This window comes from Tessaracoccus caeni (assembly GCF_029211185.1).
Taxonomy (GTDB): domain Bacteria; phylum Actinomycetota; class Actinomycetes; order Propionibacteriales; family Propionibacteriaceae; genus Arachnia; species Arachnia caeni.
In genome coordinates this window covers 170,071-185,002 of record NZ_JARGDO010000007.1, presented here as the reverse complement: position 1 = coordinate 185,002, position 14,932 = coordinate 170,071, and the positions used below count along the sequence as shown (strand labels likewise).

The window sequence follows — 14,932 nt, the reverse complement described above, 5'->3', positions numbered from 1 at the left end:
TCTTCATTCCAGGCAGCCTGTTCTTGAGGTGTTGAATTGTCGTAAATCCAATTATCTCAAGAAACGGGCTGCCGCCTTATCTTGACACGCTGTTTAGTTGTGGTTAACTACGCCCTGAATAAGCCTCCTTATTTAAATAGCGATCATGGGGGTCTTCAAGTACCTCCGACCCCGCTTCGGGCACCGTTAGCAAAACGTAACATTGAGCAGCGCTGAGAACCCTTGACACACCTTTCTACTTAACCGGTATAGTCCGCTCAGGAAGCAGTATCCGGTCCCCAACGGAGGGGGTACCAACCCGCAAAGGAGCGTGTGGGGGCCGGCTTGAGGAGAGAAGGCCGCGCCATGACAGCTACCGGATCATCGCATCCGCTCCCGCCCTCAGGGGTGGCGCCGACGACACCGCCTGAGGTACCAGACCTCCCCGATGTCACACCGGAGAAGCCGTACGACAACCGCTGGATCAAGGACCTCGCGTTCCTCGGCAAGCGGCTGCTCGTCTACCTACTGATCGGTCTCATCAGCATCGTGCTGAACTTCGTGTTCCCACGCCTGATGCCCAACGACCCCGCCGAGTCCATGATTCGCGACATCTTCGAGAAGACCGGCCAGCGGCCGAGCGAGTTCCAGATGGCGCAGATCCGACGGATGTACGGCGACCCGGACACCAACATCGTCGTGCAGTTCTGGAACTACATCACCCAGCTGCTGCAGGGAGACCTGGGCAAGTCCATCCAGTACTACCCGATGGAGGTCACCGAACTCATCAGCGGGGCCCTTCCCTGGACGCTCTGGCTGGCCCTCACCTCGACGATCGTCGGCTGGATCATCGGCACGCTGCTCGGAGCGCGGCTCGGCTGGAAGCCGGGCGGGCGGTTCGACTCGTTCATCACGCCGATCACCATGTTCTTCGCGTCGATCCCCGCCTACTGGCTGGGCCTCGTCGCGGTGTGGCAGCTGTCCTACATCAAGGGCTGGTTCCCCGCGCAGGGCGCCGTCAACCAGCGCATCCGGCCGGCGAGCCTCACCAACGCCGAGTTCATCGGAAGCATCCTCCTCCACTCGGTGCTCCCCCTGGGCGTGCTCATCCTCGTCGGCTTCACCGGCTGGATGCTCAGCATGCGCAACATGATGATCACCACGGTCAACGAGGACTACGTCCACCTGGCGCGGGCCAAGGGTCTCCGGCCCAAGGCGGTGCGGAGCCGCTACGCGATGCGCAACGCGCTCCTCCCCAACGTCACGGGCCTCGCCCAGGCCTTCGGCGGCGCACTCACCGCCGTGGTGCTCGCGGAGACGGTGTTCATCTATCCGGGCGTCGGCAGCCTCGTCGGTGCCTCGACAGGCACCCGCGACTACCCGCTCCTCCAGGCCCTGATGCTGATCATCATCTTCCTCGGCCTGATCTTCAACTTCATCGCGGACTCGGTCTACGTGCTCCTCGATCCCCGCATCCGAGAGCAGGACTGACGCCATGTTGAAGCGCTTTGTATCTATTCCCAAGGTCCAGATCGGCCTGGCCATCATCGGCTTCTTCACGATCGTCGCCATCCTCGGCAAGCCGTTCGCGACGTACGTCCTGAAGCGCACGCCCACGGACGTGTTCCTCGACGCCATGGGCCAAGGGCCTAGCTGGGCTCACCCCATGGGCACCACCGTCAGCGGCCAGGACGTGCTCACCTGGATGCTGCACGGCACCTACAACTCCATGTTCGTCGGCTTCGTCTCGGCGATCATCGCGACCGCCATCGCACTGGTGATCGGCACCCTTTCCGGCTTCCTCGGCGGCTGGGCCGACAACGCGATCAACGGCTTCATCCTGGTCTTCCAGAACATCCCCAGCTTCCCGGTCCTGATCATCATGGCGGCCTTCTGGCGCGACATGCCGCTGTTCGCGGTCGCCGTGCTCGTCGGCGTCTTCGAGTGGACCGGCGGCGCGAGGCGGATCCGAGCCCAAACGATGAGCCTTCGACGGCGCGACTTCACCACGGCGCTGCGCACCGTGGGCGAGAGCAAGCTGCGGGTCGTGCTCGTCGAGGTCATGCCGCACTTGTTCGGCATCGTCTCCCCGTTGTTCCTGTCCGCCATCGCGGCCGGCGTCGGCATGCAGGCCTCGATCGCCATGCTCGGCATCGGCAACGCCGGCGAGCCCAGCTGGGGCCTCATCATCAACTACTCGTTCCAGCAGAACGCGCTGTTCCGCGGGATGTGGTGGTGGTTCGTGCCGCCGGGCCTCGCGCTCGCCCTGCTCGGCTTCGCGACCACGATGATCAACTTCGGCCTGGACGAGATCACCAACCCGACGCTCAGCTCGAAGCGCATGAAGCTCATGCGCAATTTCAAGAAGAAGATGCGCGAGAACCGCGCCGTGGCGCAAGAGGCGGCCTGACATGACAGACAGCACCCAGACCCTGGCCGACGTCGACGTGATCAACGAGGCGCCGCCGGCCTTGGAGACCCCCGAGCAGATCGTCGCGAGGCTCAACGCGTCGCCGCCGCTGCTCGTCGCCGAGAACCTCGACGTCACCTACGTGACCGAGGCCGGCGAGGTTCCCGCCACCCGGAACGTCAACGTGACGCTGCACCGCGGCGAGATCCTCGGCATCGCGGGCGAGTCCGCCTCCGGCAAGTCGACCCTGCTGAATGCGCTCTCGCGGCTGCAGCGTCCACCGGCCATCACCAGCGGCGGAAAGATCACCTTCTACCCCACTGATGACAGCGCGCCGATGGTGATCAGCGAGATGTCCGAAGAGGAACTGCGTACGCACCGCTGGACGGCGCTCTCGATCGTCATGCAGTCGGCCATGGCCAGCCTCAACCCGGTGATCAAGCTGGAGTACCAGTTCACCGACGTGATCCACGAGCACGACTCGAAGATCTCCAAAGAGGCCGCGATCAAGAAGGCGGGCGACCTGCTCGAGATGGTGGGCATCCCGCGCCACCGCCTGACCGCCTACCCGTTCCAGCTCTCGGGCGGCATGCAGCAGCGAGCGTTGATCGCACTCAGCCTCGCCTGCGAGCCGGACGTGGTGTTCATGGACGAGCCGACCACCGCCGTCGACGTCATCATGCAGCGCCAGATCCTGAGCCAGATCCTGCAGCTGCAGGCCAAGCTGGGCTTCGCGATCGTGTTCGTCACGCACGACCTCTCCCTGCTGCTGGAGATCTCCGACCGCATCGTCATCATGTACGGCGGCCGCTTCGTCGAGGTGGGTTCCGCCGAGCGGATCTTCCTCTCGGGCCTCCACCCGTACACGCAGGGCCTGCGCCGCGCGTTCCCGCCGCTCTCCCAGCCGGTGCGTCGGCTGCAGGGCATCCCCGGAAGCCCGCCCAACCTGTTGACGCTCCCCAAGGGCTGCGCATTCGCGTCGCGCTGCCCTCGGGCCGACGACCTGTGCACCGAACAGCGGCCTGAGATCCGCGAACTCCAGGGCGGCCTCGTAGCCTGCCACCATCCCCATGTGACCGAAGACGCCGGACAGGAGTCCATCGATGACTGAGACGATTCCAGCCAAGCGCGAACGCGAGATCGTGCTCCAGACCAAGGATCTGAAGGTCCACTTCGAGGGTGAGAACCACGAGGGCAAGAAGGTCACCATCCGGGCCGTCGACGGCGTCAACTTCACCATGCACAAGGGCGAGATCGTCGCCCTCGTGGGTGAGAGCGGCTGCGGCAAGACCACGCTGGCCCGCGTTTTCTCGCTGATCTACAAGGCGACGTCCGGCGAGGTGACGGTGCTCGGCCGTCCGCTCAAGGAGGTCGCGAAGAACGAGCGCGAGTACTACCGCAAGGTTCAGTTGATCTTCCAGGATCCGTTCGCCTCGATGAACACGCTGAAGCGCATCTCGCACATCATCGGGCGCGTCCTCGAGATCCACAAGATGGCGAAGGGCCGCACGGCCATCCGCGCCCGGATCGAGGAGCTGCTGGGCAAGGTCAACCTGACCCCCGCCGAGTACTTCGTCGACCGGTTCCCGACCGACCTGTCGGGCGGGCAGAAGCAGCGCGTCTCCATCGCGCGTGCGCTGGCCGTCGACCCGGCCGTGATCCTGGCGGACGAGCCCACCAGCATGCTGGACGCCTCGATCCGTCTCGAGGTGCTGAACCTGCTCGGCGACCTCCGCGACAACACCGGGCTCTCGGTGCTGGTCATCACCCACGACATCGCGAGCGCCCGCTACCTGAGCGATCAGATCTACGTCATGTACGGCGGCCGCGTCGTCGAAGCCGGGCCCACCGAGGCCGTGGTGAGCGACCCGGTCCACCCGTACGCGGAGCTTCTGATCTCTGCGGCGCCAGATCCGGCCAAGTACAAGGGATCGGGCCACAGCGCCGTACAATCTTCCTCAACCAACGCGCCGGTGGACAACTCGGTGGAGATGGTGGGTTGCCGGTTCGCCAACCGCTGCCCCTATGTCCAGCAGCGGTGCATCGACGCCCCTATCCCGGAGTACGTCTCCATCGATGGCTCCCGCCGTGCCCTGTGCGTCCTCGCCGAGGATCGCCCCGACTTCATCAACCCGCAGCGACCCGGCGCCACCGGGACAACCCAACCTTCGGAGGTAGTTTCATGACCATCAGCACCACGCGAGTCACGCGCAGGGCCCTGTTCGGCGGCATCGGTGCCGCCGCGCTCGTCGCAGGCCTGTCCGCCTGCAGCAACAACAACGCCCAGACGCCGACCGACCCCGGGACGGGCGACTCCTCGACCCCGCAGGGACCCGCTGAAGGCAAGCTCGGTGGCCTCCTGGTGATCGGCGCCGCCGTCACGGCGTCCAACCAGTTCGCCCACAACTTCAACCGCTACGGCGGCGGCGACACCGCCCCCGGCAGCGATCTGCTGTGGGAGGGCCTCTTCCGCATCTCATCCAAGGACGGCGGCCAGATCATCCCCGTGCTCGCCGAGAAGGTCGAGCACGCCGAGGACGGCAAGCAGGCCACCTACACCCTGCGCCAGGGCGTCACCTGGTCCGACGGCGAGCCCTTCACCTCGAAGGACGTCGCCTACACCCTCGGCACCATCTACGGCACCCCGGTGGACCCCAAGGACAAGGCCGACGACCAGTTCGCGTGGCTGACCAAGGCCATCGAGACGCCGGACGACCATACGGTCATCGTGAGCTACCACGACGACCAGCGCCAGCAGGAGACCAACCTGGCGCTCTACTTCCCGATGGTGCCGGCGCACATCTACCAGAAGGACGGGAAGCTGGAGTTCCCGCAGGACACCATGAACGAGCCCGTCGGCACCGGCCCGTACAAGCTCAAGGAGTTCAGCAGCCAGCTGGTCCAGTACGAGAAGCGCGAGGGCTACTGGGGTCGTGAGGTGGGCCCGGACGAGATCCAGTTCGTGCCCAGCGGCACCGCGGGCAACATCGAGACCCAGATCACCCAGGGCGGCGTCGACCTGGCCGAGGGTGGCGCCCCTGGCGTCGTCAACGGCTTCGCCACCATGGCCGAGACCAACTCCTACACGTTCATCGCCGACGGCGGTGCGCGTGGCGTCGTCTTCCAGTGCCAGAATCCCGACAGCCCGACGTCCGACGCCAACGTGCGCAAGGCGCTCCGCGGTGCGATCAACTTCGAGGCCATCCGCGAGGCGGCCGGCGTCGGCTACTCCCTGCCCAACTGGGCCGGCGTCGACCCGATCATCAACCAGAGCCTGCAGACCGAGGACTTCAACAAGCCGATCGCGATGGACGTCGAGAAGGCCAAGCAGGATCTCGAGGCGTCCGAGTGGTCGGTCAACGCCAACGGCAACCTGGAGAAGGGCGGCAAGGAGTTCCCGCTCACGCTGAACGTCCAGAACGACCAGGCCACCGACATGGTCACCGGCCCGATCATCGTGTCGCAGTGGAAGGACAACCTCGGCCTCAACGTGGCGTTCGACCCGAAGCCGAAGGATGTCATGGACGGCATCGTCCAGATGGGCGACTTCAGCCTTGTCATCCTCGGCGTGAACTTCCCCGGCACCCCGTGGACGAACTACACCATGTACGACCTGAAGAACCACACCCTTGCCGCACATGGCGAGAAGCAGGTCTACACCGGCAACTACGGCCGCTGGTCGTGGTCCGACGAGGCCCAGGCCGGCATGGACGTTCTGGTGTCGAACCTCAACACGCCTGAGACCAAGGACATCATCGGCGCCGCCGTTCAGGCCGTGCAGCAGGCCTTCCTCGACGATGCCCCGTTCATCCCGCACCAGGGTGGTGGCACCGGCTTGATGTCGTCCACGGTGAACTTCCTCCCGCTCCCCGACGTGGCGACCGTGAACTACTTCCCGCGTGTCGGCGGTCCGGGCAACCTGAATGAGCTGCTGGCGGATGTTCGCCAGCCGGCGTAACCGGCCCTAACCTAGAGAGAGGGCGGAGGCGACTCCGCCCTCTCTTCGCGTCCTCAGGGAACGCATGCAGAATGAACAACTGAAAGAGATCATTTGAACAACTCCACCGGCGCGTCGGTGTTCCGACGCGCGCTCGCCGGATCCGTCCACACCATCGCCTACGCCGCCTCACGCACGCCCGGATGGTTCGCCATCGTCGGAGCGCTGCTCCTGTTGCAGGCCGTCATTCCCGCCCTGCAAGTCGTCCTCGTCAACCGGCTGTTGACAGCCAGTGGCGCGGGGGCGCCCCTCTCGGAGACGCTGGGCTGGGTGGCGCTGGTCACCCTGATCACGGGCCTGTCAGTGCCGATGGGCTCCATAGCGATCACTGCGTCGTACCGGATGGTGCTGCGGCTCCGAACCTCCTACGAGATGGACCTCGACGAGGTGCTCGCCGCGCTCGGACCCGATCAGGTGGCCGATCCCGATACGAGCAACCGGATCCAAGCGGCCCGCATGGCGGCCTCCGGAGCGCTTCCCTGGCAGGTGGACACGGTGCTGAGCATTCTCGGCACCGTCGTGACCGCCGTCACGTTGTTCTGGTCGGTCTGGGTGATCGAGCCGGCCGCAGCCATCCTCGTCGTCGCCGCGATGGTGCCCGCCATCGTCGCCTACTCGCTGATGTCTCGGATCCGCGACCAGCACTACGAGTCAATGGCGGAGGCGATGCGGACGGCCGGCTACCTGGGCGACCATCTGGCCTCCCGGCGGTCGGCGGTCGAGCTGGCGAGCCTCGGCACCGGGTGGCGCATGGCGCTCCTCACCGGGGCGGCGCGGCGGCGGCTGTGCGACGTCGAGGACGAGGTGCAGCGCAAGATGCTCTCCGCCGACGTGGCCGCAGGATTCGGCACCATCGTGCTGCTCGGCGGCGCGCTGGTCGCGATCGTCATGGGCAGCGCTCATGGCGCCGGCGTCGCGGCCGGCGTGCTCGGCGTGATCACGGGGATCGCGGCCACGCGAGGGGCGGCGTCGTCGCTGGGCCGGATCATGACGGACGCGCCCGAGATCACGGCCTACCTCGACTTCCTGCGCGGGCTGCGGGTCACCCCGGCCGTCCCGGTCGTGGAGCGGAGCGACACCTTGGAGGTGCGCGCTCTCGGCTACCAGTACCCGTCCAGAGAGACTCCCGCGATCGTCGACGTGAGCTTCAAGGCCCGCCATGGCGAGATGATCGCCTTCGTCGGCGCGAACGGCGCGGGCAAGACGACGGCGGTGCACTGCCTCGTCGGAGCCCTGGGCGGCTACAAGGGGACCATCTCGATCGACGGCGTGGACGCCCGCGAGCTCACGCCCAAGGAGCGTGCGGCGCGATTCGGTCTGGTCTCGCAGGAGTTCGGTCGCTACGAGCTGAAGGTGCGTGACGCGCTGCTCCTGGGCGTCCAGGCGGGCGACGCCACGGACGAACAGCTGTGGGCGGCGCTGCGAGCCTGTCACGCCGACGACTTCGTGGCGGAGCTGGGCGGGCTCGACGCTCAACTCGGGGAGCAGTGGGGCGGCCGTGGCATCTCCGGCGGCCAGTGGCAGCGTCTCGCGCTCAGCCGCATCTACCTGCGCAACGCCGGCATCTGGATCCTCGACGAGCCCACCTCGGCCATCGACGCGGAGGCCGAGCAGAACATCTTCGCCGAGCTGCACGCCACCCGGGCCGACCGCATCACGCTGGTGGTCACGCACCGAGCCTGGACGTTGCGGGAGATGGACCGGATCTACGTCTTCGACCGGGGCCGCATCGTCGAGTCCGGCACCTACGGCGAGCTGCTGAGGCTCAGCGGCCGATTCGCCGAACTCTTCGCGCAACAGGCCGAGGGCGACCTGGCCGTCATCCGATCGGAGGAGCACTGATGGAAGAACTGCCGCTGACCCTCCCACCGGGCCTCACCTGGGCCCTGTGGCACGAGCTCGCCCCGTCCACACGAGGGCCAGAACCCACGCCCGAGTGGCTCGTGACGCGCAACGCCGTCGACCGCGAGCTGGGCGTCGTCAAGACCGGCAAGGAGGCCGAGGCCTTCCTCGTCGAGCGCCGCGCCTGGGGCGAGGACGAGTCGTGCCTGCTGGTGCGCAAGCGCTACCGACCCGAGTACCTGCAGCCCCGACGCAGCATGGAAGGCATGGATCTCGGGCGGCTGTCGTCGCGCGAGCTGCGCGCGCTGGAGAACAAGTCCCTCTATGGGCGCTTCGTGCTGGGTCAGACCTGGCCCAATCGAGAGTTCAAGACGCTGGTGACGCTCTGGGAGGCCGGCGTCCCGGTCCCCTACCCGGTGGCTCAGGTGGGGCCGGACATCTGGATGGAGTTCGTCGCCACTCCCGAGGGTGACCCGGCGCCGAGGCTGTCCGAGTGCCGAGACGACGACCTGGAGCCGCTCGCCGAGGCGGTCCGAAGCGCGGCCGTCGCCATGAGCGGCGCCGGAGTGGTACATGGCGACTTCTCGGCGTTCAACGTCCTCGTCCCGAGCCCGGGCATCATCCGGGTGATCGACGTCCCTCAAGCCACCGACGCGATGTCCACCGCCGGCATGACGCTGCTCCAACGCGACCTGGACAACTTCGCGGCCTGGTTCGCCCGCCGCGGCGTGCCCCTGGACGCCGACGAGTGGTTCAACGACTGCATCGCCGCCGCCTTCGCCTGAGCGGGTCGGCGGCCGTCAGCGGAACGAGGCAGCGAATGGCGTGAGCCAGGTCCGTAGGCGGGTCCAGGTCTCGTCGGGGGTCAGCGCATCGGGAGCATCGCACCACACCGACAGCTTGGCGCCAAGGACGCGCGGGTCGTCGGCGGCGACGTCGATCCAGGTGCGTTGTCCGGCCAAGCCCATGAAACGTGTGGGGCGGAACGTGGCGGCGATGTCCTCGGCTGACTTCGAGCCGGTCAACTGAGGGACGCCGTCGGAGGAGAGGACGAAGTAGAGCAGGTCGCCGTTGGAGTTGACCACGTCGTAGCCGGAGGCCAGGTAGTCGAGGACGCTGGGGGTCCACTCGCGCCAGCGGACCCAGACATCGACGACGACATCCTGCGGCACGGCGACGAGCGGCCTAGCACCCGCTAGCGGCTTCTTCCTGCGCCCTGTATCTGACGCGCCAGGACGCGGCTCGCTATGACCACCACTTCCGCCACAGGCGCTCGCGGCGGCCGGCACCACGTGGTCGTTCCACAGCCAGACGCTGGAGCAGCCGCGACGGCGCACGTGGTCGACCAGTTCGGTCACGTACAGCGCGTAGGCGTCCTCCGCCGTCGCGCCTGGGCCGGCCTCGGCCCGGGCCCAGTCCAGCAGTACCGGGTATCGGTCGGGCCGGCGCGCCTCGTCGTCTTCCCAGGGGGCGGCGAGGAACTCGTCTCCGCCCAGATGCACCACGTCAGGCTCGAAGAGCCCGATCACCGCGTCCCACAGCTCGGCGACGTAGCGCCGGGCGGCCCGGTTCGACAGGTCGATCTTGTCCGCCTCGACCGCTCCCGAACGGTCCTTCAAACGGAACTCCTCGCGACCGACGAGCAGCGGCGTGGCGTGCGAGGGGGTGTCCAGCTCGGGGATCAGCCGCACACCGCAGGCGTCCGCCCGTGCGCGGATGAGGGCGACATCGTCCGCCGTCAACGCACCGGGGGCGGCGAGACGCTCGAATCCCGGCAGTTCCACACCGAGCCCGACGGCGTCGGACAGGTGCAGCTGCAGCGTGTTCAGCCCCAGCTCCCCCATGGACTCAAGTAAGCGGACGATCCAGTCGGCACCGAACCGCTTCCTGCCCACGTCGAGCATGACCGCGCGCACGTCCGTCGTCATCGTTCCTCCTTCTCCCCCGCCCAGCCAGGCTATTCGTATCACCGACGACAGAACCAACAACGCTCTTTGAGGTGCGACGAAGGAGCCTCGAAAAGAGCCACTGCGACCTCCGACAGCGACTGCACTGCGACAACAGGCCTAGTCACGGCGAATATCATGGACCGACTGGGCAGCATCTACTTTGCATCAGCGCGAGTTTCTACTTTACATCTGCGTGACTTTCTACCTCACAGTTGCGTGGACCAGAGGCGGCATCAACGCTGATCGTGGACGCTCCCCGGCGACAGCACCATGACCCCAACATCTCGCGCAGCCTCAATCAGGCGGACATCGTAGGCGACCAGACAATCGATCCCGACCGAGATGACGGTGGTCTTCAGCGGTCTTCTCGTACCTCATCCACGAGTACCCGCACCGAAACATCAGCATCCACCAACTCGTCCACCGAGAACCACGCTGGCCGCCGGGGCGCCCGGTACCCTCGCGGCTCCCGGTCGAGCGGAACGAGACGGGCCACCGGAACTCCGCGCCGCGTCACCGTGAAAGACTCACCGGCTTCCACTTCGCGCAGCACCGCACCACAGTCATTGCGCATCTCACGCTGGCTGATCGTCTTCATGGATTGACTGTAGCTTTGGCCTAGCTCTTCCGTAGCGGATATCTCCACAACAGGGACGCTCACGCGCACCACATCCACCACGCGGAGAGGAGCGACCTGCACTTCACCAAGCTCCTATCAAGCATCTCATCGGGTCTCTAGCAATCATCTCATCGGGTCGCCAGGCCAGTTACGAGGCCAGCAGCCAATGACGGAGCCCTACGCAAGCACGTCGACAGCGAGCCCGCGCGAGGCGGTAGCCAAGCGCCGATCGTTGGTCCACATCTCCTGGCAGCGCGACAGCTGCGCCACCGCAAGGTGGAGCGCATCGGGAGTCCTGACGCCGAACTCCGCCCGCAGCTCTGCCGCTCGCACGAAGGCGTCGACCCCCAGATCGAGGTGCTCCAGACGCTCATAGGCGGCCAGATACTGGTCCCTCAACTCGAAGTCCTGCTCACGCAGCGGATGCACGAGACACTCATGGAGAACCAAAGGACTAACCGCAACCGGCGCATCGACCCCGACCAGCGCAGCACGAACCCGATCACCACGTTCGGAGCGATCCTCAACGGCGTAGATCAAGATGTTCGAGTCGAGGTAGATCATTCCCACGCATCCCTGGACTCGGCGATCTGCACATCCAACTCCTCGGGCGACCGCAGAAGCCGTTCGGGCAGCGGGTTGGCTTCGAGCCACTGTGCGAATGATTTCCCGGTGCACTGCTCCTCGCCGTCGGACACCGGCACGAGGCGAACCACCGGGCGGCCACGGTTGGCGATCACGACGTCGCCCCCCGCCACAGACTCCGCGATCAGCCGAGACAGGCTGTTCCTGGCCTCGAATACGCTATGCACCGACATATCGCCATTCTAGCCAAGAACCTGGCGATATCGACGCCACGAGGCGGACCGCAGACTCCAAAGGGAGAACTTCCACCGCAGACGGTGGAAGTTCTCCCTTCAGGACACGCCTCCTCTAGAGTCGAGAGCAGCAGGCGAGGCACACCAGCCGTTGTCACACGTATTGCGACGAGCTACGCACGACGGGGAGAGATGAACCGGAAACGATATAGCGACAAAACCACTGTGGCGTCGCTGGTCGCGCTTGTCGTCCTCGTGCTCATCGGATGGTCGTGGTTCGGGGCGAGTGCCGCGCCCCAGGACGACGCCCGTACTCCTACGCCGACGGCCTCATTCACCACCCAGGCACCCACCACACCGCTCGAGCCGACGACACCGAGCGACGTACACACCCTCACCGCAGCAGACGTCCTTGCCCTGCTGCCGGTGAAAGGTCGGGCACCGAAGACCGACTACAGCCGCGAGCAGTTCGGCCAGCGGTGGTCCGACGTCGACCGCAACGGCTGCGACCAGCGCAACGATGTCCTCAACCGCGATCTGACAAGCATCACCCATAAGGACGGCACGCGCAGCTGCGTCGTCGTCACTGGCACGTTGGAGAGCGACCCGTTCACCGGCACCCGCATCGACTTCGTCCGCGGCGAGAAGACCTCCCAAGCGGTGCAGATCGACCACGTCGTCGCGCTGTCGGACGCCTGGCAGAAGGGCGCCCAACAACTCACGGAGGAGCAGCGCCTGTTCTTCGCCAACGATCCGCTCAACCTGCTCGCCGTCGACGGACCCACCAACCACTCGAAGAGCGACGGCGACGCCGCCAGCTGGCTGCCTCCCCACAAGGCATTCCGCTGCACCTACGTGGCGACCCAGGTGGCGGTGAAACACAAGTACGACCTGTGGGTCACCCAGGCCGAACACGACGCGATCGCCCGCGTCCTCGAGTCCTGTCCAGACGAACCACTCCCTCAGGACTCCGGCCTGGACGTGCCGCCTGCCGACGCTGACTAGCCGCCGACCAACAGCGCGGTTGTGAACGTCGCTATTCCGACGGACGCAGCCGCACTAACTGCAACGGCGCTCGCTCACCAGCCGCGACGCAGCAGGGCGATCGCGTCGCGAGCCAACAGGGCGGTCTGCGAGGGGGTTTCGCCGACGCGGACGCCGGCGGCCTCCAGGGCCTCCTTCTTTGCCGCCGCGGTGCCGGACGAGCCGGTGATAATCGCACCCGCGTGACCCATCGTCTTGCCCGGAGGGGCGGTGAAGCCCGCGACGTAGCCGATCACCGGCTTGGTGATGTGGTCCTTGATATAAGCGGCAGCGCGTTCCTCCGCGTCGCCGCCGATCTCGCCGATCATCACGATCACGTCGGTATCGGGATCCTCCTGGAAGGCCTGGAGGACGTCGATGTGGGACGTGCCGACGACGGGGTCGCCGCCGATGCCGACGGCCGTCGAGAAGCCGTGGTCACGCAGCTCATACATCATCTGATAGGTCAGCGTTCCCGACTTCGACACCAGCCCCAGCCGACCAGGGCCCGCGATGTGCGCCGGGATGATGCCGGCATTCGACTTGCCGGGAGAGATCAGACCCGGGCAGTTGGGGCCGATGATCCGCGTCGTGCCGCGTTTGCGTGCCTCGGCGACGAACTGGATGGAGTCGTGCACCGGGATGCCCTCGGTGATCACCACCACCAGTTCCATCTCGGCCTCGACGGCTTCCAGGACCGCGGCCTTGGCGAACTTCGGCGGCACGAAAACAACGGAGACGTTGGCGCCCGTCGCCTCACGACCCTCCGCGACGGAGTTGAACACCGGCACCGGATCTTCCTCGAACAGCACCGACGTGCCGCCCTTGCCCGGCGTGATGCCGCCGACGATGCGGCTGCCCGACATGATCATGCGCTGGGTGTGCTTGCGACCTTCCTTGCCGGTCATCCCCTGCACGAGGATCCGGGAGCCCGCGTTGATGAAAATAGCCATCTCTTCCTCAGCTCCTGTCGCTCGCCAGCTTGGCCGCGGTGCGAGCAGCCTCGTCCATCGTGGTGCTCAATGTGATCAACGGGTGCTTCTCCTCTTCGAGGATGGCCTTGCCCACCTCGACGGAGTTGCCGTCCAACCGCACCACGATCGGCAGCCTGGCCTCGTCACCCAGCATCCGCAGCGCCTGCACGATGCCGTTGGCCACGTCATTGCACGCCGTGATGCCGCCGAAGACGTTGACGAACACGACGCGCACCTGCGGGTCGCTCATGATGATCCGCAAGCCGTTGGCCATCACCGCGGCCGAGGCACCGCCGCCGATGTCGAGGAAGTTGGCGGGCCGGGGCTGGCCCGGCAGGTCGGCGCCCGCGGCGGCCACCACGTCGAGGGTGCTCATGACGAGACCGGCGCCGTTTCCGATCACGCCGACGGTGCCGTCGAGCTTCACGTAGTTGAGGTCGAGTTCACGCGCCTGCTGTTCCAGCTCCACCGCACCGGAGCCCGCGTGGTAGGCGTCCCAGCCTTCGTGCCGGTACTCCGCGTTCTCGTCCAGCGTGACCTTGCCGTCGAGGGCCAGCACGGCGCCATCTCCCGTGGCCACCAGCGGATTGACCTCTACCAGCGTGGCGTCTGACTCCTGGAAGGCCTTCCATAGCGCCACCAGCACCGGAGCGACGGCGTCCTGGCGCTCCGCGGGGAATCCGGCCTCGGCCAGGATCTCGCCAGCGACAACGTCGTCGACGCCCACCACCGGGTCGAGCGGCTTGCGCACCAGCGCCTCGGGCCGCTCGACGGCGAGCGCCTCGATGTCCATGCCACCCTCCAGGCTGCACATGGCCATGAACCCGCCCGACGCGCGGTCGAGCAGGATCGAGAAGTAGTACTCCTCGGCGATGTCCGCACCAGGGCTCAGCATCACGGTGTCGACGTCGTGGCCTTTGATGTTCAGCGCCAGGATGTCCGCGGCAACGGCGGCCACCTCGTCGGCGGAACGCGCCAGCTTCACGCCCCCGGCCTTGCCGCGCCCACCCACGCGCACCTGGGCTTTGACGACGACGACCCCGCTGCCGAGCGCCGCATAGGCCTCTCTCGCCTCATCTGGCGAGGTGGCGACGCGTCCCGGCAGCACCGGCACACCAAAGCTCTCGAACAGGTCACGGGCCTGGTACTCCAGGAGGTCCACGACAGTCCCCTCTCAGGTAGGTCTTGATCGTCACAGTACTCGTTTCACGGTGGGGAAAAGGGCGTTGCACTGGTTCTGAACAAGCGGTTGATCAGGCCGACTGCACACAACAGAACCCCCGTTTTTGAGAGCTTTCTGAGAAATGCTAAGGTTCAAAAC

At 66.3% G+C, this 14,932-nt stretch carries 14 protein-coding genes; 8 read left to right on the top strand and 6 right to left on the bottom strand.

The features are described from left to right. Positions 1–345: 345 nt before the first annotated feature. From P0D62_RS08420 to P0D62_RS08390, 7 genes are all read left to right on the top strand, one after another. Positions 346–1,470: an ABC transporter permease gene (locus tag P0D62_RS08420; RefSeq protein ID WP_275702190.1), complete on the top strand. Its 1,125-nt coding sequence runs from the start codon at positions 346–348 to the stop codon at positions 1,468–1,470. Positions 1,471–1,474: 4 nt separating this feature from the next. Next, positions 1,475–2,389: an ABC transporter permease gene (locus P0D62_RS08415; RefSeq protein ID WP_275702189.1), complete on the top strand. Its 915-nt coding sequence runs from the start codon at positions 1,475–1,477 to the stop codon at positions 2,387–2,389. A gap of 1 nt (position 2,390) precedes the next feature. Continuing rightward, entirely contained in the window at positions 2,391–3,500 is a 1,110-nt protein-coding gene (locus tag P0D62_RS08410; protein WP_275702188.1) for an ABC transporter ATP-binding protein, read from the top strand. Continuing rightward, entirely contained in the window at positions 3,493–4,575 is a 1,083-nt protein-coding gene (locus tag P0D62_RS08405) for an ABC transporter ATP-binding protein (protein WP_275702187.1), read from the top strand. Before P0D62_RS08410 ends, P0D62_RS08405 begins: the two co-directional genes overlap by 8 nt. Next, entirely contained in the window at positions 4,572–6,347 is a 1,776-nt protein-coding gene (locus P0D62_RS08400) for an ABC transporter substrate-binding protein (RefSeq protein ID WP_275702186.1), read from the top strand. Before P0D62_RS08405 ends, P0D62_RS08400 begins: the two co-directional genes overlap by 4 nt. Before the next feature lie 93 nt (positions 6,348–6,440). Then, positions 6,441–8,228: an ABC transporter ATP-binding protein gene (locus P0D62_RS08395; RefSeq protein WP_275702185.1), complete on the top strand. Its 1,788-nt coding sequence runs from the start codon at positions 6,441–6,443 to the stop codon at positions 8,226–8,228. Continuing rightward, positions 8,228–9,013 carry an RIO1 family regulatory kinase/ATPase domain-containing protein gene (locus P0D62_RS08390; protein WP_275702184.1) on the top strand — a complete coding sequence of 262 codons (786 nt, stop codon included), beginning with the start codon at positions 8,228–8,230 and terminating at the stop codon, positions 9,011–9,013. Before P0D62_RS08395 ends, P0D62_RS08390 begins: the two co-directional genes overlap by 1 nt. A gap of 15 nt (positions 9,014–9,028) precedes the next feature. Here the strand turns inward: P0D62_RS08390 and P0D62_RS08385 are convergent, their stop codons facing one another. The 4 genes from P0D62_RS08385 to P0D62_RS08370 form a co-directional block, all read right to left on the bottom strand. Continuing rightward, positions 9,029–10,156, bottom strand: coding sequence for a family 20 glycosylhydrolase (locus P0D62_RS08385; protein ID WP_275702183.1), 1,128 nt, complete (start codon positions 10,154–10,156; stop codon positions 9,029–9,031). A gap of 376 nt (positions 10,157–10,532) precedes the next feature. Further along, positions 10,533–10,775, bottom strand: coding sequence for a type II toxin-antitoxin system Phd/YefM family antitoxin (locus P0D62_RS08380; protein WP_275702182.1), 243 nt, complete (start codon positions 10,773–10,775; stop codon positions 10,533–10,535). 198 nt (positions 10,776–10,973) lie between these two features. Then, positions 10,974–11,360: a type II toxin-antitoxin system VapC family toxin gene (locus P0D62_RS08375; protein ID WP_275702181.1), complete on the bottom strand. Its 387-nt coding sequence runs from the start codon at positions 11,358–11,360 to the stop codon at positions 10,974–10,976. Further along, positions 11,357–11,614, bottom strand: coding sequence for a type II toxin-antitoxin system Phd/YefM family antitoxin (locus tag P0D62_RS08370; RefSeq protein WP_275702180.1), 258 nt, complete (start codon positions 11,612–11,614; stop codon positions 11,357–11,359). Before P0D62_RS08370 ends, P0D62_RS08375 begins: the two co-directional genes overlap by 4 nt. Positions 11,615–11,806: 192 nt before the next feature. Here P0D62_RS08370 and P0D62_RS08365 point away from each other — a divergent pair, with 192 nt between their 5' ends. Continuing rightward, the gene (locus P0D62_RS08365) at positions 11,807–12,619 is read left to right on the top strand and encodes an HNH endonuclease family protein (RefSeq protein WP_275702179.1); all 813 of its coding nucleotides are present in this window, start codon (positions 11,807–11,809) and stop codon (positions 12,617–12,619) included. Between the two features lie 74 nt (positions 12,620–12,693). On the opposite strand, the gene sucD is transcribed toward P0D62_RS08365, so the two are convergent. After that, a complete protein-coding gene (gene sucD / locus P0D62_RS08360) occupies positions 12,694–13,590 on the bottom strand; it encodes a succinate--CoA ligase subunit alpha (RefSeq protein ID WP_275702178.1) in 897 nt (298 codons plus the stop codon). Between the two features lie 7 nt (positions 13,591–13,597). Further along, a complete protein-coding gene (sucC, locus tag P0D62_RS08355; protein ID WP_275702177.1) occupies positions 13,598–14,773 on the bottom strand; it encodes an ADP-forming succinate--CoA ligase subunit beta in 1,176 nt (391 codons plus the stop codon). Positions 14,774–14,932 lie beyond the last annotated feature (159 nt).